The 23,450-nt window shown below is 65.0% G+C and carries 26 protein-coding genes; 12 read left to right on the forward strand and 14 right to left on the reverse strand.

All coding sequences use genetic code 11. The features are described 5' to 3' along the window. Positions 1-9: 9 nt before the first annotated feature. The 9 genes from fliJ to fliR all read left to right on the forward strand — a co-directional run bounded on the left by fliJ (position 10) and on the right by fliR (position 6,937). Positions 10-462 carry a flagellar export protein FliJ gene (fliJ, locus tag DWV00_RS13535; protein WP_115534091.1) on the forward strand — a complete coding sequence of 151 codons (453 nt, stop codon included), beginning with the start codon at positions 10-12 and terminating at the stop codon, positions 460-462. Positions 463-521: 59 nt separating this feature from the next. Beyond that, positions 522-2,069 (forward strand): flagellar hook-length control protein FliK, encoded by a 1,548-nt coding sequence (locus DWV00_RS13540; protein ID WP_115534092.1) that lies wholly within the window; start codon positions 522-524, stop codon positions 2,067-2,069. Between the two features lie 316 nt (positions 2,070-2,385). Next, complete coding sequence (gene fliL, locus DWV00_RS13545) at positions 2,386-2,886, forward strand: flagellar basal body-associated protein FliL (protein WP_115534093.1); 501 nt, start codon at positions 2,386-2,388, stop codon at positions 2,884-2,886. Positions 2,887-2,972: 86 nt separating this feature from the next. Further along, positions 2,973-3,974, forward strand: coding sequence for a flagellar motor switch protein FliM (gene fliM / locus DWV00_RS13550; RefSeq protein ID WP_115534094.1), 1,002 nt, complete (start codon positions 2,973-2,975; stop codon positions 3,972-3,974). After that, positions 3,967-4,458 (forward strand): flagellar motor switch protein FliN, encoded by a 492-nt coding sequence (gene fliN / locus DWV00_RS13555; protein WP_115534095.1) that lies wholly within the window; start codon positions 3,967-3,969, stop codon positions 4,456-4,458. Before fliM ends, fliN begins: the two co-directional genes overlap by 8 nt. Further along, the gene (fliO, locus tag DWV00_RS13560) at positions 4,455-5,039 is read left to right on the forward strand and encodes a flagellar biosynthetic protein FliO (RefSeq protein WP_115534096.1); all 585 of its coding nucleotides are present in this window, start codon (positions 4,455-4,457) and stop codon (positions 5,037-5,039) included. Before fliN ends, fliO begins: the two co-directional genes overlap by 4 nt. After that, positions 5,040-5,819 (forward strand): flagellar type III secretion system pore protein FliP, encoded by a 780-nt coding sequence (gene fliP / locus DWV00_RS13565; RefSeq protein ID WP_115534097.1) that lies wholly within the window; start codon positions 5,040-5,042, stop codon positions 5,817-5,819. Between the two features lie 28 nt (positions 5,820-5,847). After that, entirely contained in the window at positions 5,848-6,117 is a 270-nt protein-coding gene (gene fliQ / locus DWV00_RS13570; RefSeq protein ID WP_115534098.1) for a flagellar biosynthesis protein FliQ, read from the forward strand. Between the two features lie 37 nt (positions 6,118-6,154). Continuing rightward, positions 6,155-6,937, forward strand: a complete 783-nt coding sequence (gene fliR, locus DWV00_RS13575; protein ID WP_115534099.1) for a flagellar biosynthetic protein FliR — start codon at positions 6,155-6,157, stop codon at positions 6,935-6,937. A 211-nt stretch (positions 6,938-7,148) separates the two neighbouring features. Here fliR and flgL read toward each other — a convergent pair whose 3' ends face one another. From flgL to flgB, 12 genes are all read right to left on the reverse strand, one after another. Next, positions 7,149-8,387: a flagellar hook-associated protein FlgL gene (flgL, locus tag DWV00_RS13580; RefSeq protein ID WP_115534319.1), complete on the reverse strand. Its 1,239-nt coding sequence runs from the start codon at positions 8,385-8,387 to the stop codon at positions 7,149-7,151. Between the two features lie 17 nt (positions 8,388-8,404). Next, positions 8,405-10,405, reverse strand: a complete 2,001-nt coding sequence (gene flgK, locus DWV00_RS13585) for a flagellar hook-associated protein FlgK (protein WP_115534100.1) — start codon at positions 10,403-10,405, stop codon at positions 8,405-8,407. A gap of 115 nt (positions 10,406-10,520) precedes the next feature. After that, a complete protein-coding gene (locus DWV00_RS13590; protein WP_115534101.1) occupies positions 10,521-11,276 on the reverse strand; it encodes a flagellar brake protein in 756 nt (251 codons plus the stop codon). A gap of 445 nt (positions 11,277-11,721) precedes the next feature. Next, complete coding sequence (gene flgJ, locus DWV00_RS13595; protein WP_115534102.1) at positions 11,722-12,765, reverse strand: flagellar assembly peptidoglycan hydrolase FlgJ; 1,044 nt, start codon at positions 12,763-12,765, stop codon at positions 11,722-11,724. A 15-nt stretch (positions 12,766-12,780) separates the two neighbouring features. After that, positions 12,781-13,965: a flagellar basal body P-ring protein FlgI gene (locus DWV00_RS13600; RefSeq protein WP_115534320.1), complete on the reverse strand. Its 1,185-nt coding sequence runs from the start codon at positions 13,963-13,965 to the stop codon at positions 12,781-12,783. A gap of 5 nt (positions 13,966-13,970) precedes the next feature. Continuing rightward, on the reverse strand, positions 13,971-14,696 hold the full coding sequence (gene flgH / locus DWV00_RS13605; RefSeq protein WP_115534103.1) for a flagellar basal body L-ring protein FlgH: 726 nt from the start codon (positions 14,694-14,696) through the stop codon (positions 13,971-13,973). 117 nt (positions 14,697-14,813) lie between these two features. Beyond that, positions 14,814-15,602 (reverse strand): flagellar basal-body rod protein FlgG, encoded by a 789-nt coding sequence (gene flgG, locus DWV00_RS13610; protein WP_115534104.1) that lies wholly within the window; start codon positions 15,600-15,602, stop codon positions 14,814-14,816. A gap of 52 nt (positions 15,603-15,654) precedes the next feature. After that, positions 15,655-16,413: a flagellar basal-body rod protein FlgF gene (gene flgF, locus DWV00_RS13615; RefSeq protein ID WP_115534105.1), complete on the reverse strand. Its 759-nt coding sequence runs from the start codon at positions 16,411-16,413 to the stop codon at positions 15,655-15,657. A gap of 29 nt (positions 16,414-16,442) precedes the next feature. After that, on the reverse strand, positions 16,443-17,681 hold the full coding sequence (gene flgE / locus DWV00_RS13620; protein ID WP_115534106.1) for a flagellar hook protein FlgE: 1,239 nt from the start codon (positions 17,679-17,681) through the stop codon (positions 16,443-16,445). A gap of 34 nt (positions 17,682-17,715) precedes the next feature. After that, positions 17,716-18,435: a flagellar hook assembly protein FlgD gene (locus DWV00_RS13625; RefSeq protein ID WP_115534107.1), complete on the reverse strand. Its 720-nt coding sequence runs from the start codon at positions 18,433-18,435 to the stop codon at positions 17,716-17,718. 11 nt (positions 18,436-18,446) lie between these two features. Further along, a complete protein-coding gene (flgC, locus tag DWV00_RS13630) occupies positions 18,447-18,869 on the reverse strand; it encodes a flagellar basal body rod protein FlgC (protein ID WP_115534108.1) in 423 nt (140 codons plus the stop codon). 67 nt (positions 18,870-18,936) lie between these two features. Then, positions 18,937-19,440: a flagellar basal body rod protein FlgB gene (flgB, locus tag DWV00_RS13635; RefSeq protein ID WP_115534109.1), complete on the reverse strand. Its 504-nt coding sequence runs from the start codon at positions 19,438-19,440 to the stop codon at positions 18,937-18,939. A gap of 244 nt (positions 19,441-19,684) precedes the next feature. On the opposite strand from flgB, the gene flgA reads away from it, so the two are divergent. The 3 genes from flgA to DWV00_RS13650 all read left to right on the forward strand — a co-directional run bounded on the left by flgA (position 19,685) and on the right by DWV00_RS13650 (position 21,969). Next, the gene (gene flgA, locus DWV00_RS13640; protein ID WP_245964869.1) at positions 19,685-20,914 is read left to right on the forward strand and encodes a flagellar basal body P-ring formation chaperone FlgA; all 1,230 of its coding nucleotides are present in this window, start codon (positions 19,685-19,687) and stop codon (positions 20,912-20,914) included. A gap of 198 nt (positions 20,915-21,112) precedes the next feature. After that, positions 21,113-21,445 carry a flagellar biosynthesis anti-sigma factor FlgM gene (gene flgM / locus DWV00_RS13645; RefSeq protein ID WP_115534111.1) on the forward strand — a complete coding sequence of 111 codons (333 nt, stop codon included), beginning with the start codon at positions 21,113-21,115 and terminating at the stop codon, positions 21,443-21,445. Between the two features lie 83 nt (positions 21,446-21,528). Next, positions 21,529-21,969 (forward strand): flagella synthesis protein FlgN, encoded by a 441-nt coding sequence (locus DWV00_RS13650; protein ID WP_115534321.1) that lies wholly within the window; start codon positions 21,529-21,531, stop codon positions 21,967-21,969. 145 nt (positions 21,970-22,114) lie between these two features. Here DWV00_RS13650 and DWV00_RS13655 read toward each other — a convergent pair whose 3' ends face one another. Together DWV00_RS13655 and DWV00_RS13660 are read right to left on the reverse strand one after the other, a co-directional pair. After that, a complete protein-coding gene (locus DWV00_RS13655; RefSeq protein ID WP_115534322.1) occupies positions 22,115-22,507 on the reverse strand; it encodes a VOC family protein in 393 nt (130 codons plus the stop codon). Positions 22,508-22,703: 196 nt separating this feature from the next. Further along, positions 22,704-23,432 carry an RNA polymerase sigma factor FliA gene (locus tag DWV00_RS13660; RefSeq protein ID WP_115534112.1) on the reverse strand — a complete coding sequence of 243 codons (729 nt, stop codon included), beginning with the start codon at positions 23,430-23,432 and terminating at the stop codon, positions 22,704-22,706. Positions 23,433-23,450: the final 18 nt, after the last annotated feature.

Genomic DNA, 23,450 nt, shown 5'->3' on the forward strand with positions numbered 1-23,450 from the left:
TCCTAAGCGATGGCGAAGCACTTTCCGATCAAAACGCTGATCGACCTCGCGCAGAACGACGTCGACGCGGCGGCCAAGCAGCTCGGCCGCGTGCAGCGCGAACGCGCCGACGTCGAGGCGCAACTCGATGCGCTGATCCGCTATCGCGACGAGTATCACGCGAACTTCTCGGCTTCGGCCCAGGCCGGCATGCCCGCCGGCAGCTGGCGCAATTTTCAGGCGTTCATCGATACGCTCGACGCGGCGATCGAACAACAGCGGCGCCTGCTCGTGGCAGCCACCTCGCGCGTCGAGGCGGCCAAGCCCGAGTGGCAGCGTCAAAAGCAGAAGCTGGGCTCGTACGAAGTCCTGCAAGCGCGCGGCGACGCGGCCGAGGCACGCCTCGCCGCACGACGCGAGCAGCGCGACGCCGACGAGCACGCCGCCAAGATGCTGCGCATGCGGCACGAAAACTTGAACTGAACCGGAATCGAATCGGCCGGCGCAACAACGCCGCCGCCGACTATACGAAAGGCATAGCCATGTCGCCCATTTCCATCCTCGGGTCCCTCTCCGGCACGCCGGGCGTCTCGCCCGGCAGCAACGGCTCGGGCTCGAACACGCAGGCCGCGACGCCGTTCTCGCAGACGCTCCAGCAAAGCGTGAACGCCCAGCAGCAGGCCGCGCAATCGGCGCAATCGAGCGCCAACGCATCGTCCTCGAACGCCGCGCAAAACACCGGCGCGCCGCAGCAATCGGCGTCGAACGGAGCCAATGCCGCGAACGGCGGCCAGGCGTCGAACGGATCGACGTCGGCCTCGAACTCGTCCAGCACCAGCACCAGTACCAGCACTAGCACCAGCGCAAACGCGACGAGCGGTGGCGGCACCGCCTCCTCGCAAGCGAGTACGGGCGCGAAGCACACCGGCTCGTCCTCGAGCACGCAACAGCAGCAGCAAGCGAACCAAGCTCAAAGCGTGGCCGCCAATGCCGCCAACGCAGCGGCACAAGCGCAAGCCGCCGCCCAAGCCGCGGCACAGCAGGCGCTGGCCGCCGCGAACGGTGCGACGGCAGGCGGCACAACCGTCGCCGGCGACGCGACGAGCACGGACGGCACGGCCGCCGGCGCCGCAGGCAAATCGAAAGACTCGACCGAGCCGAAGACCGTGCGCGCCGCACTCGAGGCCGCATTGGCCGCGCAGATGGGCATGCAAGGCGCCGCGGCGAGCGCGGCCGGTGCGACCTCGGGCGCGCAGGTGCTCGGCAATTCCGGGACGACGCAAAGCTCGGGCGCCCTCGGCAACGGCATGGGCTCGCTGCCTTTGAGCTCGAAAGTCGTCGGCACGCTCACGGGCGACGGCAAGAACGCCAACGCTCAGGCGATCTCCAATGCAGCCGAGCAGGCCGCGAAGGCAGCGCCGGACGCCACGGCCTCGTCCGGCAGCGCGGCGGTCGCCACGGCACAGGCCCTGGCGGGCGGCGGCGATGCCACGGCGGCGATCGCCACGCTGAAAGACAACGCGGAAGCCGCGCGCGCGGCACTGGCCGCCACCCAGGCCGCCTCGGCATCGGGCGCGGCCAGCGCGACCGCCCAGGCGGCGGCAGCCACCCCGAACGCGGCCGCGGCCGCCGTCGCGGCTTCGCTCGCTCCGGAGGTCGGCACGCCCGATTGGGAAGACGCGCTGAGCCAAAAGGTCGTCTTCATGTCGAACGCGCATCAGCAAAGCGCCGAGTTGACGCTCAATCCGCCCGATCTCGGCCCGCTGCAAGTCGTCCTCCAAGTGGCCGACAACCACGCCCATGCGCTGTTCGTCTCGCAGCATCAGCAGGTGCGCGAAGCGGTCGAGGCCGCGCTGCCCACGCTGCGCGATGCGCTGCAAGCCGGCGGCCTCGGGCTCGGCAGCGCGAGCGTCAGCGACGGCTTCGCGCGCCAGGCGAGCCAGCAGCAAGCGGGCAATCAAAGCAGCGGCAGCGGCAGCGGCCGGCGCGGCAGCAACGGTTCGGGCGGCGGCAGCGCCGACGATGCCGTGGTCTCCGCCGCGACGATCGGCACGCGCCGCACGGTCGGCCTCGTCGATACCTTCGCCTGAACCCGGCGCAAGCCCACGCGCGCGTGGGTCCGCCCGGCACTCGCCGGGCAGCCGGCGCTAGCGTGCGCAAGCCCTACGATCCGGGCCCGGCGGGATAGTCCGCGGACCCTAGGACTATTTTGCGTCGCCTTTCCGTGGCCTTCACGCCGCCTTTACACCGGCTCTACCCCCCTTTGCGACCCCATTTACCGCTCGCGGTCCGGGCGCCATTGCCTTAAACGCACGAGATGGCGTCGAATGTCCCTTCTTTTCGGCTTATCGCTCGAGCCCGCAATAGCCAACAATTCACCCTACCGAATTAACGCAAAGCATTGTCATGGCAACCACGACCGCAGCTCAGCAGACCGTCGACGCTCCCAAGAAGAAGGGAAAACTCAAGCGCATCGTGCTGATCGTTTTGATCGCGCTGATCGCCGCGGGCGGCGCCGCGGGCGGCATGTACTTCTTCCTGATCAAGCACGGGATGGGCAACGGCAAGCCGGCTCCGCCGCCGCCCCCGCCGCCGCCGGTGTTCTTCGCGCTCGACCCGATGACGGTCAATCTGCTGTCCGACGACGGCCAGCACTATCTGCGCGTCGGCCTGTCGCTGAAGCTCGCCGACGGCAAGATCCAGGAAGCGCTGCAGCAGCACATGCCGGAAATTCGCAGCCGCATCCTGCTCGATCTGTCGAACAAGCATCCCGAGGATCTCGAGACGCTCGACGGCAAGCGCGCGCTGTCCAAGGAATTGAAGGCGTTGATCGAAAAGCCGACGGACGCAAGCGAGCCGCCGGTGCACGTCGAAGAAGTGCTCTTCACGGAATTCGTGGTCCAGTAGTGCGCGGCGCGCCCGGTGCTTCGTGACCGGGCCGAGCTGCCACTTCAGGCGTTCTCATCAACCGCAATACAGGGACGAGCAAAGCGATGGGCCACGAAGAGTTCATGTCCCAAGAGGAAGTCGATGCACTCCTCAAGGGCGTAACCGGCGATACCGATACCGACACCGACCACGGTGACAAGGCAAGCGTTCGCCCGTACAACATCGCGACGCAAGAGCGGATCGTTCGCGGCCGGATGCCCGGCCTCGAAATCATCAACGAGCGCTTCGCGCGCCTCTTGCGTCTCGGTATATTCAATTTCATGCGCCGCACCGCCGAAATTTCGGTCGGTCCGGTCAAAGTGCTCAAGTACAGCGAGTTCACGCGCAATCTGCCGATTCCGACGAACTTGAACCTCGTGCACGTCAAGCCGCTGCGCGGCACGTCGCTGTTCGTGTTCGATCCGAACCTCGTTTTCTTCGTCGTCGATAATCTGTTCGGCGGCGACGGGCGTTTCCATACGCGCGTCGAAGGGCGCGACTTCACGGCCACCGAGCAGCGGATCATCTCCAAGCTGCTGAACCTCGTGTTCGATCACTACACGACGGCCTGGAAGAGCGTGCGGCCGCTGCAGTTCGAGTTCATGCGCTCGGAGATGCACACGCAGTTCGCCAACGTCGCCACGCCGAACGAAATCGTCATCGTCACGCAGTTCTCGATCGAGTTCGGCCCGACCGGCGGCACGCTGCACATCTGCATGCCGTATTCGATGATCGAACCGATCCGCGACGTGCTGACCTCGCCGATCCAAGGCGAGGCGCTCGAAGTCGACCGCCGCTGGGTCCGCGTGCTCTCGAGGCAGGTGCAGGCGGCGGAGGTCGAGCTGACGGCCGATCTGGCGCAAATCCCGGTCACGTTCGAAGACATCCTGAACATGCGCGCGGGCGACGTGCTGCCGATCAACATTCCCGAGAACATCGTCGCCAAGGTCGACGGCGTGCCCGTCATGGAATGCGGCTACGGAATTTTCAATGGTCAATATGCGTTGCGCGTGCAAAAAATGATCAGCGCAGCGGAAAACACGATTAAGGAATCGGATTATGAGTGACCTGAACGCTACGCCGGGCGAAGGCTCGGCTCAAGTCGACGCGCAAATGGCCGCCATGGCCGCCGAGGCTGGAAAAAGCAGCGCTCCCTCCCCCGTCGACGACGAAACGAGCCTCGACGATTGGGCCGCCGCCCTCGCCGAGCAAAACACGAACCCGGCACCCGCGCCCGCCGCGGCCGGCGTGTTCCAGCCGCTGTCGAAGGTCGAGCCCACCTCGACACGCAACGACATCGATATGATTCTGGACATTCCGGTCCAGATGACGGTCGAGCTCGGGCGCACGAAAATTGCGATCCGCAATTTGTTGCAACTTGCGCAAGGTTCCGTCGTCGAACTCGACGGGATGGCCGGCGAGCCGATGGACGTGCTCGTGAACGGCTGTTTGATTGCCCAAGGCGAAGTCGTGGTGGTCAACGACAAGTTCGGCATCCGGTTGACCGACATCATCACGCCGGCCGAACGCATTCGAAAATTAAATCGATGAAATCACGCTTGCACCGTACGCCGGCCCGCCGGCGCGTGGCAGCAACTCTCGCGGCGGCACTGGCCGCCGCCATCGCATCGGCGGCACTCGCGCCCGCGGCAGCGGCCGCCGATATCAACGCAATCAACAACGCCGCGAAAATCGCCTCGAGCGTGGGCGCCGGCACGGCCGTGCCGTCGATCGGCGTGGGCGCCGTGCTGCAAACGCTCGTCGGCCTGGCCGTCGTCGTCGCGCTCGTGTTCGCCTGCGCCTGGCTCGCCCGGCGCCTGGGCCTGCAGCCCTCGGCCCGCGGCCAGCTCATACGCACCGTCGGCGGCGTTTCGCTCGGCGGTAAGGAGCGCGTGGCCGTCCTCGAAATCGGCGATACCTGGCTCGTCGTCGGCGCGTCCCCCGGCAGCGTGCGGCTGCTGCATACGATGCCGGCACCGGAATCCGGCACGCCCGGCGCATCCGGCATGCCCGGCGATGAGGCCGAATCAGGCGCGGGCCCCCTGCCCGGCACGTTCGGCTCGCGCTTTCGCGCGGCGCTCGGCAGCGAGGCGAAGAAGCGGTTCTCCCGGCCTTCGGGCGGAGGCAAGTAAATGTCGTCCAGGTCCATCGTGCGGCTCGCGCGCGCCGCGGCGCCCGCACTGCCCTTTTTGATTTTCACGCTGCTGCCCACGCTCTCGCATGCGCAGACGGCGCCGGCCGGGCTGCCGGCCTTCACGACGAGCGCCGGCCCGGGCGGCGGCACGACCTACTCGCTGAGCGTGCAGACGATGCTGCTGCTCACGATGCTGTCGTTCCTGCCCGCGATGGTGCTGATGATGACGAGCTTCACGCGCATCATCATCGTGCTGTCGCTGCTGCGCCAGGCGCTGGGCACCACGACGACGCCGCCGAATCAGGTGCTCGTCGGGCTGGCGCTATTCTTGACGCTGTTCGTGATGTCGCCCGTCATCAACAAGGCCTACACCGACGGCTACAAGCCGTTCGCCGACGGCACGATCCCGATGGAAACCGCCGTGACGCGCGGCGTGGCGCCGTTCAAGACGTTCATGCTGAAACAGACGCGCGAATCCGATCTCGCCCTCTTCGCGAAGATCTCGCACTCGCCGCCGCTGCAGGGGCCTGAAGACGTCCCGCTCTCGCTGCTCGTGCCCGCATTCGTCACCAGCGAGCTGAAAACCGCCTTTCAGATCGGTTTCACGATCTTCATTCCGTTCCTGATCATCGACATGGTCGTTGCCAGCGTGCTGATGTCGATGGGGATGATGATGGTGTCGCCCGTCACCATTTCACTGCCCTTCAAGCTCATGCTGTTCGTGCTCGTGGACGGCTGGCAGCTCTTGATCGGCTCGCTGGCGCAGAGCTTCTCCTGAGCCAAGCTAACGAGGACTCGCTCCCATCATGACGCCCGAATCCGTCCTGACGCTCGCGCACCGCGCGATGTACGTCGCCCTGCTGCTCACGGCGCCGCCGCTGATCGTCTCGCTGGTCGTGGGCTTGCTCGTGAGCTTCTTCCAGGCCGCCACGCAGATCAACGAAGCGACGCTGTCGTTCATTCCGAAGCTGATGGCCGTGATGATCACGCTCGTGATTGCGGGACCGTGGATGATGTCGATCATCCTCGATTACATGCGGCAGATGCTCACCAGCATTCCCTCGTTCGCGGGATAGCGGGTAGCGCAGCCGCGCACGGAGCCTCGATCGAACGATGTTCACCGTCACCTACGCGCAGCTGAACGTCTGGCTCACGGCGTTCCTCTGGCCGTTCACGCGCATCGCCGCCCTCATCGCGACGGCGCCGGTGCTCGGCCATACGTCGATTCCCGCACGCGTGAAGATCGGCCTGGCTGCGTTCATCGCGCTCACCGTCGCGCCGGCGCTTCCGGCGATGCCGCAGGCGACGGTATTTTCCGCGAACGGCGTCTGGATCATGATCACGCAGTTCTTGATCGGCGCGGCGCTCGGCTTCACGATGCAGCTCGTGTTCACCGCCGTCGAAATGGCCGGGATGGTCATCGGCCTGCAGATGGGGCTCGGCTTCGCGACGTTCTTCGATCCGAGCTCGAACGCGTCGTCGCAAGTCATCTCGAGCTTTCTGAACATGATCGCGACGCTGGCGTTCCTGGCCTATAACGGTCACCTGCAGGTCATGGCCGCGTTGATCGAATCGTTCCAATCCGTGCCGATCACATCGGCCATCGTCGGGCCGCCGGGGCTGAACACGCTCGTGCAATGGGGCGGCGCGATCTTCACGGCCGGTCTTTTGCTGTCGCTGCCTGTCGTGATCGCCCTGCTCGTCGCGAACCTCTCGCTCGGCATTCTCAATCGCGCCGCACCGCAAATCGGCGTGTTCCAAATCGGCTTTTCAGTCACGCTGCTGGTCGGCATGCTGCTCTTGATGCTGATGCTGCCGAACATGATTCCGTTCTTCGCGCACCTCGTCGAGACCGGCATCGACCAGATGGGGCGGGTCGCTGCGGCGCTGCATTAGCCGTACCGCCAGCGCCCGAGCATTCCGGGCTCCCGCTCCGCTTAGCCCCTCCACGCCGTCCGGGTTTCCCCGCATTTCCACCGCTCGGATAAAAAAATGGCCGAAGTCCCGAGGAGAGGGGGCTTCGGCCTATCGCACGCCCTTGCGGGCGTGGGGCTTCGTCAACTGTTGCTATCGCTGCTGTTGCTATCGTTGCTGTTGCTCTTGCGGCTCAGCTGCCGAGGTACTGGAAGAGCGACATGCCCTGCATCTTCACGAACGTCTGCTGAGCAGCCTGCAGCGCGTTCTGCGTCTCTTCGAATTTGCTGATCGCCGAGACCATGTCTACACCGGTGAGGTTCGACAGATCGCTCTGCGTTTGCAGCGAGTTCGTCTGCGTCGTCGTTTGCAGCGCTTGCAGTTCCTGCTCGCGGCCGCCCACGGAGGCCTGAACGACCGTCACGTTCGTCAGCGAGTTTTGGAAACGCGTCGTGCCCGTCGTCAACGCGTTCTCGAGCGACGCGGTGGCCGTCGGATTGTTCTGCGCCGGCTGCTGCAATGCCGAGATGATCGAATCGAGTGTCTGGAACACGCTGGTGTTGCCCGGTGCCGTCGAGGGCGTCGCCGTGAACGTGTCGCCCGGAGCGGGCGCGCCCTTGATCTGCACCTGCATGCCGGCGCCGAGCGAGATCGGCGTGTTCGCGCTGAACGCGGTGGCGGCCGTCGTCGTCGGCGGGACCGCCGTATTGTCGGTCACGGTGTAGGTGGGCGCGGCGGACGTGCCGCCGAACGTGATCGTGTAGCTGTCGCCGTTCGTCGCCACGGCCGGATTCGTGATCGACGGAGCCGAGATCGTGCCCGTGCCTGTGTTCGAGGCCCCGCTGGCCGCGACCGGCGAGGTGCCCGTAGCCGGCACGCTCAGGAAGACGCTCGAGCCGCTGTCGTTCGTCGCGATCTGGCGCGTGTCGGCGACCTGCGATTCCCGAATGCCGTTGTCGCCTTGATAGTTCACGCCGCCGGCCGGGTTGTTCGTGAACGGCGGCGTCGTCGCTTGGAAGCCCGAGAACAGATAGTTGCCGGCGCCGTCGCTCGTGTTCGCGAGATTCATGAGCTGGCTGCGATAGCCTTCGAGCGCCTGAGCGATCGACGCGCGGTCGGAGTCGTTCAACGTGCCGTCGCCGGCGCGCGTGATCTCCGACGTGATCGCCTGCATCGTGCTCGTGACGCTCGACAGCGTCTTGTCTTCGAGCTGCAGCGACGAAAGCGCGCTGTTCTGGTTCGTCTGGTACTGCGTGTAGGTGGCGGACACCATCGTCAGCTGAACGGCTTGCGCGGCGCCCAGCGGATTGTCGGCCGGCGTGGTGAGTGCCGTGCCGCTGGAGAGCTGCTGGTAGTACGTCCCCAGCTGGGCCTCCTGGTTATCCATCGTCTGGATGTTCTGGTTATAGAACTGCGAAGTCGAGATGCGCATCATCGCTCGTCACCACCTTATTGGAAGATGCCCATCAGGGTCGAGAACATCGTTTCGGCCGTCTGGATGACCTTACTGTTCGCCTGATAAGCCTGCTGATATTGCAACAAGTTCGACGCTTCTTCGTCGAGGTTCACGCCGGACACGGCCTGCTGCGCCGACGTGATCTGCGTCACGAGCGCCGATTGCGACGTGCTGGCCGCGTTGAGCTGGCTCGCGGCATTGCCGATGTTGTTGACGTAGGAAGCGTAGGAGGCCGTCAACGTCGACGTCCCGCCGTTCAGCGCCGCGGTCGACACGAGCTGGGACATGGCCAATGCGTTGCGGCCGTCGAACGTGCCCGTGTTCGGGCCGATCGTGAACGTGTCGCCGTTGGCGGGGGTGCCGGTGAGCGACACCGTCACGCCGTTCGTGATGCCGGCCGGCGGAGGCGACGTCGTGCTGTTGATCGTCATCGTCGCACCTTGCGACGGATTGTACGGCACCGTCGTCGTCGCCGAAGTGATCGGAATCGTGGTCGGCGGCGTGCCGGCCACCGTGACCGTCGTGCCGACTTGGAAGCCGCTCAGCGTTTTCGTCGACGCGTTGTAGGTCAGCGTCGTTGTGCCGGAAACCTGATAGCCCGCCGCCACCGTGCCTTGCGTGATCGAGCCCGAGCCCGTGTTCGAGCTCGACGCCGAAGCGAGGACCGGCCCCGATGACGCGATCGCGGAGGTGTTCGACGTAGCCAGCGCAAACGAATCGAGCGCGCCGCGCGTCGGTTGAATCGTGAACGAATCGCCCGATGCCATCGCACCCGAGGTGATGTTCAGCACCAGGCCGCCCATCGACGTCGAGCCGTTCGGCGGCGTGGTCGAGGTGCCGACGACGGTGGACGTCGTCGTGTCGGTCAGCGTGTAGGTGCCGCCCGAAAACGAGAGCGCATAGTCGTCGCTCGTCGGCTGCGAGCTGTTCGCGAAGCTGACCGACAGCGCCGCGTTGCCCGTATTGGCGAGGTTCGAGTAGACGGTCGGGGAGCCGACCGTGAACAAGTTGCCGCCCTTGTTGCCGTTCAGATCGAGGCCCAGCGCGTTTTGCGCGTTCACTTGCGAGGCGAAGCTCGACGCGATCGCGCCCAGTTGCGACTCGGCCGGGTCGAGCGTCTGCGTGCGGAACTGCAGCAGCCCGCCGATCGTCCCGCCCGACACGGCCGAGGACGGCAGATATTCGACGGGCGGCGTCGGCGTCGCGCCCTTGAGCCCCGTGTAGGTCACGGAAAGCTCGCTCGGGTCGCTCTGCGACGTGGCGGTGCCGAGCTGGAAGTTGTTGTTGCCGACCACGAGCGGCTGCCCGTTGCCGATGAACACGCTGTAGCCGCTCGAATTTTGCACGACGGAGACGCCGACGAGCTGCGACAGGCTGGCCACCGCTTGGTCGCGCTGATCGAGCAGCTGGTTCGGCGGCTGGCCCTGCGAAGATGCGGCGGCGATCTGGTTGTTCAAGCTCGCGATCTGCGACGAGTACGTATTGATCGAGGCGACGGCCGTCTGCAACTGCTGATTCACGCTCGTGCGCAGCTGATCGTATTGCGCGCCGGCGGCATTCAGCTGCGAAGCCAACGTTTGCGCATCGCTGATGGCCGTTTGGCGCATTGCCGTGCTGTTCGGCGTGTTCGCGACGTCCTGCATCCCGGTGAAGTACGACGTGATCGCCGCGGAGATGCCGGCCGTCGGGCTGCCGACGAGATTGCTCAGTTGCGACGCCATCGCGTAGTTGGCCGACAGGGCGCTGCTCGTCGACGTCGCGGTGTTCAGCTGCGTGCTCAGGTACTGGCTGTAGTTGCGCTGAACCGTGACCGTATCGACGCCGCCGCCGAGATAACCCGAACCGGTGTATTGGCCGCTGGCCTCCGCATAAACGGGGTTCTCGACCGTATAGCCGGGCGTCGAAGCGTTGCTGATGTTCTGGCTGGTCGTCTGCAAGCCCCATTGGGCTGCATTGAGCCCGGACAAGCCGACGTTGAAAATATCGTTGGACATGCGTCTTCCTGAAGGGCAGACGCCAAAGGGCTGTCGGCCGCGTTGAGGGAACACATGTATAACGGCCGCGCGCGAGGAAATTTAAGGGGGCCGCACGCGCTGGCCCCCAATTTTTTTACGCTTTGACGAGCGAGCGCCGGCGCATTTCGAGTTGGGTGATCAGGCGCTGCAGCGTGTTCTCGGCGCTGCCGGGCAGCGCGACGAAGCGCATGCCGAGCTGGAAGCGGCGGCCGCCGTTCGGCAGGTCGGTCGCCCGCATCGAGACGAGCTCGAGATCGAGCGACAGCATGCCATGGCCGTTCAGGTGCACTTCGACGTCGGGCAGCATCGCGCCCATCGGCAATTCGGCGACGCGCTCGTCCGTCGTGCGCAGCCCGATCCCGCCCAGCGAAATGTCGTGCACCTCGAAGCGGAACGTATCGCCCTCGGGCAACCGGCCGCGACAGAAGTACGGATCGAGCACGGGCGCATCGACGCGGAAGTATTCGCGGCGCTGCACGTAGAACAACACTTCGGGGAACGGCGCTTCGAACGCGGGCAGCCCTTCGAACTTCGTTTCCAGCGGGGTGACGGTGGAAAACTCGACGCGCACGCCGTCGGGCGACGCGCGGAACGTACAGCTCGGCGAGGCCAGCATGCCTTTGTTCTGCTCGGGCAGCGCGCCCCAGTCGAAGGAAAAGGTGCGGCCGCGAACGTCGACGTCGAGGATCTTCGTGACGAGCTGCCCGCCCTTGTACTGAACGGTCAGAAAATCGCCGCGATTGGCCAAATTGCGGAGTTGAACGCCGATTTCGAGCGGATTTCGCCGGCCGAAATCATGATCGTTCTCGGCTGTATCCTCCGTCGGGCCATTCGACTGATTGGTATCCATGGGCTCGGTATACAAACTTGCGCGGCGCACGACCTCTCGCCGACGCCATAGCTTTCGGTTGCCTTACGGCGAACCGAACAGGGTCTCGTCTGAATTAGCGGCATCGGACGTGCAAAGTTTAGAGGTATTCTCGAAATATTTTTTTAGTTTTCGAGCAAACATTCGGCTTTTCCGGCTTATGCCGGCATCCGCCGTTCGCTACCTCGTTGCCGATGATCGGCGCCATTATGGTGCGTCCGACACGGCTCTGTCCATCGCGGTGTGCAGGAAGCGGCTTGGCCGGCAGCCTTTCGGCTGCCGGCCTCGATGCCGTCTTTTCGCTGCTTGGCCCCGTCGCGCTCGAAAGCGCTCCCCGTGAAATATTCTCGATACCGGTATAAACACCGGTCAAATCCAGGCAAAACTCAGTAAATCTCGGCCCAGTTTCAGTTCTAGCGTAGCTGCTTCAAACCATGTGCTTCATGATCGAAATCAATTTCTTCGCATAGTGCGGGTCCGTCGCGTATCCGGCCTTTTGCATGCCGTGCGCGAAGCTGACCGCATCGTGCGACGTCGACAGCACCGACGCGTAGCGCGGATTGTCGCGCAGCATGCTCGCGTAGTCCGTCATCGCATCGGCGTACGAACCGTACGCGCGGAATTTCTGGACGACCCGGTGCGCCTTGCCGTTCACGTATTCGGTCGTGACCGCCGCCACCGTCTTGCCGGTCCAGTCCGGCGTCGCCTTGATGCCGAACACGTTGTGACTCGGCGAGCCGTCGGCATTCTTGATCTCGCCCTTGCCCCAGCCCGATTCGAGCGCGGCCTGGCCGACGATGAAGCGCGCCGGGATGCCCGTCGCCGCGCTCGCGGCCTGCGCCGGCGCCGCCAGCTTGTCGACGAACGCATCGACCTTCGCCGATTCGCCGTTGCCGCGCAGCGGCGGCGTCAGCGCGCTTTGCGCCGAGTAGCCCTTGCCGTCCGCCAGCGAACCGTTCGACTGCGCGTTCGAGTAAGCACGCGCCAGTGCACTCAGCATCGCGGCACTGCCCGGGTCGCTCGCTCCGCCACCGCCGAGCATGCCGCCGATGCCATTGCCGCCGGCGATCATGCCTGCCGCACCCGCGCCGCCTGCACCGCCCGCGCCGCCGGCCTCGGTTTCGCCCAGGTTGCGCGACAGCTGCGTGATGAGCTGGTTGGCCAGCCCGACCCCCTTCGACGAAAGCTGCTGCGAGAGCTGCTGGTCGAGCATCGAGGTGTACTGCGCGCTCTCGTGCGAATCGAGGATGCCGTCTTGCGGCGTGGCCTCGCGCATGCTCTTGAGCATCATCTGCATGAACACGGCATCGAACTGGTGGGCGGTGGATTTCAGCGCCTGCTTCGGATCGGCACCCGCTTGGGCGCGCAGCGCGTCGAAACCTTGCACGTCGAGCGCGAAGCGCTGCGAGATGTCCGTGCCGGTGCCGGTGCCGCTGTCGACTTTGCCGGAGTAGGTGGTGTTCGGATTCATCGCCGCGCCTTTTTCTTAGATGATCTCAAGATCCGCGCGCAACGCGCCCGCGGCTTTCATGGCTTGCAGGATCGACATCAGATCGGCCGGGGTCGCGCCGAGCGCGTTGAGCGCCTTCACCACTTCGGCCAGATTCGCGCCTGCCGTCACGAGCTTGAGCGAACCGTTGTCCTGCTTCAGCTGAATCTGCGATTGCCGCGTCGCGACCGTCGTACCGTTCGAGAACGCGCCGGGCTGGCTCACGGCCGTCTGCGTGTTGACGACGACCGACAGATTGCCGTGCGCGACCGCGCAGCTTTGCAGCGTCACCATCTGGTTCATGACGATCGAACCCGTGCGCGAGTTCAGGATGACCTTCGCGGCCGCCTGAGCCGGGCGCACGTCGAGGTTCTCGAGCTGCGCCATGAACGCAACCTGCTGGCTCGGATCGATCGGGGCGCGCAGCTGAATCGTGCGTCCGTCGAGCGGCGTCGCCGTGCCTTCGCCGAATGCGTTGTTGACCGCCGCCACGATGCGCTGCGTCGTGTCGTAGTCCATGTCGTTCAGCTCCATCTGCATCGTGCCGCCCGCTTGCGCGACTTGCGTCGGCACCGCGCGCTCCACGATCGCGCCGGACGGAATGCGGCCGGCCGCGAGCGAATTGACCTGCACTTTGCTGCCGTTGGCGCTCGCGCCCGCGCCGCCCACGGCGACGTTGCCCTGAGCCAGCGCATAGACTTGCCCGTCGGCGCCCTTGAGCGGCGTGAGCAGCAGCGTGCCGCCGCGCAGGCTCTTGGCGTTGCCGAGCGACGAAACCGTGATGTCGATCGCCTCGCCCGGCCGCTCGAACGGCGGCAGCGTCGCCGTCACCATGACGGCCGCCACGTTCTTGAGCTGCATGTTCGACGACGATCCACCGCCCGACTGGCCGTTGTTCAGCGAAATGCCGAGGTTGGCCAGCATGTTCGTGAGCGTCTGCGTCGTGAACGGCGTTTGCGTCGTCTGGTCGCCCGTGCCGTCGAGACCGACGACGAGGCCATAGCCGATCAGCGGGTTGTCGCGCACGCCTTGGATCTGCACGAGATCCTTCAGGCGCTCGGCGTGAGCCGTGCCGGCGCAGGCCAGCATGACGGGCAAGCCGACGAGCGCGAGAGCCAGCGAACGGCGCACGCCGCGCAAAGCGCGTTGGATCCGTGGGATGCGTTGGAGGGAAGCACTCATCGCGATCACCATGGCGCTATGTTGAGGAAGAACCGCTGGAGCCATCCCATCGTTTCCGCTTCGTTGATGTAGCCCTTGGCCGAGTACTCGATGCGTGCGTCCGCCACCTGCGTCGACAGCACCGTGTTCTCGCCCGAGACCGTGTTCGGATTGACCACGCCCGAGAAACGCACGAATTCGTTGCCCTGGTTGATCAGCATCTGCTTCTCGCCGCTCACGACGAGATTGCCGTTGGGCAGCACGTTCGTGACCGTCACCGTGATCGTGCCGCTGAACGTGTTCGATGCGTTCGCGCCGCCCGAGCCGCTGAACGAGTTCGCGCCCGTTGCGTTCAAGTTGACGTGATTGAACAAGGCCGAGAGGAAGCCCGCCGTCGGCACCGAGATGCTCGAGCTGCCGTTGCGGCCGGCGTTGGCCCCGGAGGATTTCGTCGCGTTGATGTTCTCTTGGATGACGATCGTGAGAATGTCGCCGACGTTGCGCGGACGCTGATCCTCGAACAGCGGATGGCCCGCATAGCCCGGATTGTAGATCGAGCCCGGCGGCTGCAGTTGCGGCGGCACCGGCGGCGTGGCCGTCATCGGCTGCTGCGTGATCGGCTGGCGGTGTTCGATCTGCGCGCAACCGGCGAAAGGGCCCACGACCGCCACGGCGAGAACACTCGCATAGGTCAGCGTAGCTGCCGCGCGCAACCCGCGCACGCGAAAGGGGATTCGGCTCGTCTGCAACATCTTCGTCTACCGCCTGCTATTCAAAATCCTACTGTCCTCAAGAAAACGCCGGGCCGCCCCAAGTTTTCTTGACCCCCTCGGGGGGCCTGTCGCGCAGCGACAGGTCTGGGGGCACTATTAAACCGACATCTGGCTCAAGGTTTGCAACATCTGGTCCGAAGTCTGGACCGCCTTGCTGTTGATTTCGTACGCGCGCTGCGTCTCGATCATGTTGACCAGCTCTTGCACGACGTTCACGTTCGACGCTTCGACATAGCCCTGGTTGAGCGTGCCGGCGCCGTTCAGGCCCGGCGTCGTCACGTTCGGCGTGCCCGACGAAGTCGTTTCCTGCAGCAGGTTCTCGCCCTTCGACTCGAGGCCGGCCGGGTTGATGAACGTCGCGAGCTGGATCGTGCCGATCGTCTGGTTGTTGGTCGAATTCGGCACCGTGATGCTGACGGTACCGTCGCTGCCGATCGTGAGCGAGGTCGCGTTCTGCGGCACCGTGATCTGCGGCATGACAGGATAGCCGCTCGAGGTCACGAGCTGGCCTTGCGCGTTCGTCTGGAACGAGCCGTCGCGCGTGTAGGCCGTCGAGCCGTCGGGCATCTGCACTTGGAAGAAGCCGTTGCCGTTGATGGCGACGTCCTTCGAGTTGCCGGTCTGCTGCAAGTTGCCTTGCGTGTACAGACGCTCGGTCGCGACCTGCTGCACGCCCGTGCCGACCTGCAGGCCGGACGGAAGCTCCGTTTGCTGCGTCGAGTTCGCGCCGGGCTGACGCAGCGTTTGATAGATGAGATCCTGGAACACCGCGCGCGAGCCCTTGAAGCCGTTCGTGCTGACGTTGGCGAGGTTGTTCGAGATGACGTCCATCTGCGACTGCTGCGCGTTCATGCCGGTAGCGGCGATGTAAAGCGAGCGATTCATGGTAAATCTCCTGGTACTTGCAATCCGGGGCTAGGTTTTTGCCTAGAACCGGTCAGGTGAACGACAGCAGCTGGTTGGCGGTCTGGTCGTTCTGGTCCGCCGCCTGCAGCATCTTCGTTTGCATCTGGAACTGGCGCGCGTTCGTGATCATCGAGACCATCGCCGCGACGGGATTCACGTTGCTGCCTTCGAGCGCACCCTGCGCGACGGTGACGGTCGGATCGGCGTCGGCCGGCTGGCCGTCGGTGGTCCGAAAGAGTCCGTCGTCGCCGCGCGTCATCGTGGCCGGGTCCGGGTTGACGAGCTTGAGCTGGTCGAGCACGACGATCTGCGAAGGCTGATCGCCCGCGCCGAGCGCCGATACGGTGCCGTCCTTGCCGATCGTGACCGTCGCGCCGGGCGGCACCGAAATCGGGCCGCCGGTGCCGAGCACGGGCAGGTTCGAGGCCGTCACGAGCTGGCCGTTTTCGTCGGTGTGCAAATTGCCGGCACGCGTGTAGGCTTCGTCGCCGTCCGCCGTCTGCACGGACAGCCAACCGGGACCGGTGATCGCCACGTCGAGCGGGTTGCCCGTCTGCGAGACCGCGCCCGGCGCAAAGTCCGATCCGGGCGTTGCCGTCAGCGCGAACGTGCGCGTCGTGTCGTTGTTCACCGTCGTGCCGTCGCCGAAGCTGAGCGGCGCGTCGCGGAAGTTCGCGAGCTGCGCGCGAAAGCCCGTCGTCGACGCGTTCGCCAGGTTGTTGGCCACGACGGCCTGCTGCTCGAGCGACTCGGAGGCACCCGTCATCGCGGTGTAGATCAGTCGGTCCATGTCTCGCCTTGCCCTCTTGCTTGCCGCGCTTACAGGTTGATCAGCGTTTCGTCGACGGTCTGCTGCGTCTTGATCGTCTGGGCGTTCGCCTGGTAGTTGCGCTGCGCCGTGATCAGATCGACGAGCTGGCTCGTCAGATCGACGTTCGAGTTTTCGACCGCGCCGCCCGTCAGCGTGCCGTGGTTCGTGCTGCCCGGCGCCGAGATCTGCGGCACGCCCGAAGCCGAGGTTTCGGAGTACTCGTTGCCGCCGAGGTCCTGCAGGCCGTTCGGGTTGTTGAAGTTCGCGAGCACGATCTGGCCGAGCGCTTGCGTCTTGCCGTTCGAATACGTGCCCGAAATCGTGCCGTCCGCGCCGATCGAGAAGTTCGACAGTTCGCCCGTGGGGTAGCCGTCTTGGTTCAGGTTGTTCACGCCGTCCGCGCCGCCGTACTGCGTCGTGCCGTTCATGTTCAGCGTGAGCGTTTGCGGGCTACCGCTGCCGTCGCTGTTGGGCACCTGGAACGCAAGCTCGCCCGTGGTCGGCGTCGTCGCGGGCGCCGTGGCCGTCGTCGAGCTCAGCGCGCCAGCCGTGCTGAAGCCGACCGTGCCGACTTGGCTGATCGTGCCCGAGGCCGGACCGGCATAGACGTTCCACGAGTTCGCGGCCGTCTTCACGAAGTACATGTTGATCTGCTGCGAACCGCCGAGCGAGTCGTAGGTCTGGATCGAGGTCGAGTAGTTGTACGTCTGCGAGTTCGTCGACGAGAACGGCGTAACGGTCGGCGTCGTGTCCTGCGAATTCAGGTTCAGCTGCGCCGTGATGCTCTGCGTCGCGACCGGTGCGATGTTCGTCGTCGGGACCTGGATCGGCACCGTTTGCGCCGAGTTGATCACGCCGTTTGCGTTCGCCGCGTAGCCCATCAGCTGCAGGCCCTGCGCGTTCGTGATGAAGCCGTTCTTGTCCAGTTGGAACACGCCGTTGCGCGAATACGTCAGCGCGCCGTTGTTCGACATCTGATAGAAGCCCGTGCCGTTGATCGCGACGTTCAGCGCTTGGCCGGTCGTCGTGAACGTGCCTTGCGTGAAGTCTTGCTGCACGCCGGCGAGCTGCGTGCCGATACCGATCTGATTGTTCACCGACGTCGCGATCGTGTTCGCGTACAAGTCGGCGAACTGCGCCGTGCTTTGCTTGAAGCCGTCCGTGTTCGCGTTCGCAATGTTGTTGCCGATGACGTCGAGATCGTTCGACGACGCGGACAAGCCGCTCAAGCCTTGTTGGTAGCCCATTTAGCGGTCTCCCTTCGATTCAATTCGTTGGTTGTTACAGAATGGCGGACACGCTGGACATGCCGACCGTGCTGCCGTTGTTGAGCAAGAGCCCGGTGCTGCCGTCGCTTTGCTGAACGACGCTTTCCACTTGGGCGCCGGAGAGCGTCGTGACGGACGCCGTCGCACCGGTGCTGCTCGTGGCGGTCGCGGAGATAGAGTAGGTGCCGTCCGCCAGCGTGTTGCCCGACGAGTCGGTGGGCTTCCACGAAACCGGAACCGTGCCGGCGGACTGCGCGCCGAGGTCGACCGTGTTGACGATGTTGCCCGACTTGTCCTTGATCGTGACCTTCACATCCGAGACGGCCGACGACAGCGTCACGCCGAAGCCGGATGAGGCGCCGCTCGCCACCGTTGTCGTCGAGCCCGGAACGAGCACGTTCTGGCCGATCAGCAGCGACGCCTGCGAGTTCGTGCCGGCCGAGAGCTGGGAGGCCAGCGAGGTCAGCGTCGTATTTAGTTGGCTGATGCCCGTCACCGTGTTGATCTGGGCCAGCTGCGCCGTCATTTGCGAGCTGTCCATCGGGTTGGTCGGGTCTTGGTTCTGCAGCTGCGCCACCAGCAGCTGCAGGAAGGTTTGCTGCAGCGAGCTGCCGGACGTGGAACTCGTCGACGACGAGCTGCTCGAGCTGGACGACGACGTGCCGTTGACCGCGTTGAGCAAGTTCTGCGAAACGGTGCCGCCGCCGTCGATCGTGGTATTGGATGAAGTCACAAAGTTTCTCCTCAGGTGCCGATCGTCAGGGTCTTCAGCATCAGGTTCTTGGCGGTGTTCAAGGTCTCGACGTTGGCCTGGTACGAGCGCGAGGCCGAGATCATGTTCACCATTTCCTGCACCGGATCGACGTTCGGCATCGTGACGTAGCCGTTCGAATCCGCCGCGGGGTTGGTCGGGTCATAAGTGGTTTTCATCGGCGTCGGATCGTCGATCACGTTCGTGACCTGCACGCCGCCGACTTGCTGGCCGCTCGCCGTTTCCGCGCCGCCGATCGGCTTGACCCCAAACACGACTTGCTTGGCGCGGTACGGCTGACCGTCGGGGCCCGTCGTGCTGTCCGCGTTCGCGAGATTCGACGCGGTGACGTTGAGCCGCTCGGATTCGGCGGACAGCGCCGAACCCGCGACGGTGAAGATGTTCATCAATGCCATGGCTCAGGTGCCTCTTTCGATTGACGCTTGGATGATTCGTAAACTCGTAAAACCGGTGAGCGACGGCTTAGCCGCCCGAGGTGATCGCCGAAAGCAATTGCTTCATCTGGTTCGTGACCTCGGTCATGCCCGATTCGTAATGCAGCGTGTTGTCGGCGAATTGGACGCGTTCCGAGTCGAGATCGACGGTGTTGCCGTCAAGCGACGGCTGCGTCGGGATCCGGTAGGCCAGCGTGCCGTAGTCCTGGGTTTCGCCGCCGGTCGGCGTCAACTGCAGGCGGCCCGTCATATGGCCGGATTCCGTCGAGGCCATCGTCATGCCGGTCGTGACACCGGCCGGCTGGGCCATCGGCAGCTGCGCCGCACCCGAGCTGGCCACCGCGCTCGTGCTCTGCGCGGCGCCGCTGCGCTTCAGCGCGACGGCGAGCGACGAGCCGAAGTTCACATCGCGCGCTTTGTAGCCGGGCGTGTCGGCGTTGGCGATATTCGACGACAGCAGCTCCTGCCGATAAGCGCGCACATCGAGCGCCTCACGGCCGAAGGCGAATTCGGCATCGAGTTTGTCCAGCATCGGTGTTACTCCGTCACTCAATCGTCTCAAGCGTCGGCCGCTTGGGTAGCCGCTTCTCGGCCTCACCCTGGTTCGGGACAAGGTGCGCCGCGAAGGCTTTTTTGCATGACGTGCATCTTAGGGTCGGCTGGCAAGAGCCAATCGGACGAATAACCGGGGAAGCCGCCCTCTATTCAACGTTTGCGTGCCTCGCGCGAGCCCTAGAATTCGGTTCGTCGTCCTGATCGTCTCAATGGAGAAACCGATGTCCGTGTCCGCCGCTTCCGATCCCGCGCGCCGCAAGGCTTTGCGCGCCCTCGGCCGGCGGCATGTGCGCGTCGTGCGCGCCGCGGCCGGCTTACTGTTGGCTTGCACGCTGCTGCCGTTTGGCGCGGCCCACGCTCAAACGGTGGGCGCGAACGGGCAGATCTATATTCCCGGCCCGGGCGAGGCGCACGCCGCCCAGCCCGCGAGCACGATGATCACGATCCCCGGCCGCGGCGAATCGCAAGCGGCCGCGGATGCCGGCGCTTCGTCGTCGAACGGCATGATCGTCATTCCCGGGCCCGGCGAGACTCGAGCGGGCGCGGGTGCCGCCGCCGTCGCTCATACCGCCTATACGACTTACGCACCGCAGGCGCCCCGCCCTTCTATCGCCACGGAAGCGGCAGCCAGCCGCACCATGCCCGTCGTCGTCACGGCGCCGCAGCGCGTGGTTCGCGCCGCGCCGCCGATCGCCGCCGAACAGCCGGCGAACGGCCGCTTCAACGTCGCCTCGGTCAATGTGCCGTCACACCCGGCGGTGCAAGCCGCGCAAATGCCGGCACCGGCGGCCGCCGCTGCGCTGGCCCCGGCTTCGAACGCGCCGGCCGGCGACGAGGACGGCGAGACGATCCGCAACGCGGCGCTCGCCTATCTGCAGCAGCAGACGCTCGGCTTGCCGGGCAAGATCAAGATCACGGTCGCGCCGACCTTCCCGCGCGGCCTCGCCACCTGCACGACGCTCGAGCCGTTCATGCCGACGGGCGCCCGGCTTTGGGGTATGACCACGGTCGGCGTGCGCTGCGCCGGCGCCAAGCCGTGGACGCTCTATCTGCGGGCGCGCGTCGCCATCGATTCGACCTATTACTTGGCCGCCCGCCAAATCGAGCCCGGCACAATGTTGACGGCGCAGGATCTGCTGGCCCGCGACGGCGATTTGTCGAATCTGCCGCGCGCGATCATCACCGATCCGTCGCAGGCGGTCGGCTCGACGGCGCTGGTCCGAATCAGCGCCGGAATGCCGCTGCGCCAGGATCTGCTCAAAAGCGCGAGCGCCGTCACGATCGGCCAGACGGTGCGCGTCGTCGCGCAGGGCCAAGGTTTCCAAATTTCGTCCGAGGGCAGCGTCATGAACAATGCGTCGCCGGGACAGCAGGTGCGGGTCAAGATGGCCGGGGGTCAGATCATCTCGGGCATTGTCGTCGATGGAGCGACGGTGCAGGTTCAGATGTAACGGCCTGTAAAGTTTTGTAACGTCAGAGGTCATGCCCGAATTGGGTGAATTGGGCTGAGAGGGCCGGTGCGTGGAGGCGCGGGCTGTTTCGACCCCAAATCGCCGGGCGGCGTCGACTGGTGGTCTTCCTGATTGCGCTAAAGTTTCGTGGAGTGTCGCCGTTATCACACTCAAATCGAAATTGTTCGGGAAGCCATCGTGAAAGTCGATTCCACCTCCACTTCAAGCCTGTCGTCGCCCAAGGGCGGCGTGCAGGGTACCCGTCAGGGCAGCAGCCAAGCCACGGCCGGCGCCGTGTCTGCAAATGTCAGCGCGGCACCGGCTCAGAGCGCCGATGTCAACCTGTCGGGGCTGTCTTCGCAACTGCGCTCGCTCGCTGCATCGGGCGAGGCCGACATCGACGTCTCGCACGTCGAGTCGATCAAGCAGGCGATCGCCGACGGCACGCTGACCATGGATCCGGGCAAGATTGCCGATGGCATTCTCGCAACGGCTCGCGATCTGTTGAAGAGTCCGGCGACGGGCGGCTGAGCGGCGTTATCCGCTTGGCTAGTGCGCGCCTCGTCGGCTTTGTTTGAGCGCGCGCACGCGCAATCTAAGTTTTGGCGGATGAAATGAGAGACGCCCTGCTGGCCACCGTGACCGAAGAACACGCAACGCTCGAAGCGTTTGCGTCGCTGTTGATGTACGAGGAAAAAGCGCTCGCGGCCGTATCGCCGCTGGAGACGCTGCCCGGCATCGTCGAGAAGAAGACCGAGCTGACGGACAAGCTCGCGTCGCTCGAGAAGACGCGCGACAGCCAGTTGCGCCAGATGGGGATGCCTGCCGGCTGGAAGGGCATGGAACTCGCCATCGCCGACGATGCGCGTCTGGCCAAGCAATGGCAGATGCTGCAAGCCGTCGTGCAGCGCGCTCGCCGCGCGAACGCCACGAACGGCCTGATGATCCGCATCCGGATGAATTACAACCAGAGCGCGCTTGCGATCCTGCGCGGCGCCACTTCGCGCAATGCGGCCAGCGTGTATGGGCCGGATGGGCGGATGGCGGCGGTTTAAGCCGTTCTGACCGAGGATCGGGGGACGATTCCCCCCGTCCTCCGACCTTTCCTGGGGCTCTCCCCTTCGCTCCAGACGCTCTCTGTCGTTCGACACGTTATCTGCGCTTGCAGATCGCTCTACCCGATGCAGGCAGCGTCAACGCCTACCGCCCCTCGCTGCCCGCGAAATTGAGTTCGACGCCGTTGCCGGCCGGATCGCGGAAGAACAGCTGCCAAAGATCGAGCAGCGGCACTTGAGCGCGCCGAAAATCGATCCCACGTTCCCTCAGATGCGCCTCGAAGCCCGCCAAATCGAAGCTCTCGAACGCCACGTGATCGAACGTGCCGTTCGCGAGCGGCACGCGCCGCTCGTGCGGACGCGCTTCGGACAGATGCAATACCGCCCGCTCGCCCGCATACAGCCAATAGCCGAAGTTATCGAACGGCGGGCGCTCGCCCGCGCGCAGGCCCACCACGTCGACGTAAAAGTCGCGCAGGATATCGAGCGTCGCCCGATCGGCACGTAGGTTGTAATGGGAAAAGCCTGTGACAGGCATGGGATGCTCCCGCAACGGCGCCGCCCAGAAGTGGAATACGGCAGCAATGCAGGAGATCTTAACGCGAGGCTCGATCGGACGTGCGCGATAGGGATCATCGCAGCGGGTCGATCGCTTCAAAGCCACACGTGCGCAGCCGGCGTGCGAGGATGCCGCGGCTGCTTCGCTCCCCGAATCGGATCGGGGAAATTTCAAATCATTCGACGCTGGCCCACGCCATTTCGCGCAGCTTCGCGCGCAGGCGGGCAACCGCTTGACTATGCAGCTGGCAAACGCGCGATTCGCTCACTTCCATCACCGCACCGATCTCGCGCAGATTCATCCCGCGCTCGTAGTACAGCGACATCAACAGCTTCTCGCGCTCCGGCAGCTTCTCGATCGCTTCCACCAGCGCCCCACGCAGGCTCTCGTCGAGCAGCGCCGAGAGCGGATCCGCGTGATCGACACAGTAGCGGTCGAGGAACGGTTCGTCGTCGGCCGAGCGGTCGAAATCTTCGTAATAGATGAGCTGACTGCCATGCAGATCCTGCAGCATCGACTGGTAGTTATCCAGCGGCATCTGCAGATGATCGGCCACCTCGGTTTCGCTCGCCGAGCGGCCGAGCCTCTGCTCGACCTGGTGCACGGCCGATTCCACTTCGCGGGACGTCTTGCGCAAGCTGCGCGGCAACCAGTCGTTGTTGCGCAGCTCGTCGAGCATCGCACCGCGAATACGCTGGCTCGCGTACGTTTCGAACTGCGCGCCCTGGTCTTCCTTGTAGCGGCTCGCCGCGTCGAGCAGGCCGATCATGCCGGCCTGAATCAGGTCGTCCAGATCGACGCTCGCCGGCATCTTCGCCACGAGTTGCAAACCAAGCCTGCGCACGAGCGGCGCGTATTGCGTCAATACATCCGTCTGGGACATTTTCCCTTGAGCGTTGTACATCGAGGGCCCCCTTCTCCT

The organism is Trinickia dinghuensis, from assembly GCF_003367175.1.
Classification (GTDB): domain Bacteria; phylum Pseudomonadota; class Gammaproteobacteria; order Burkholderiales; family Burkholderiaceae; genus Trinickia; species Trinickia dinghuensis.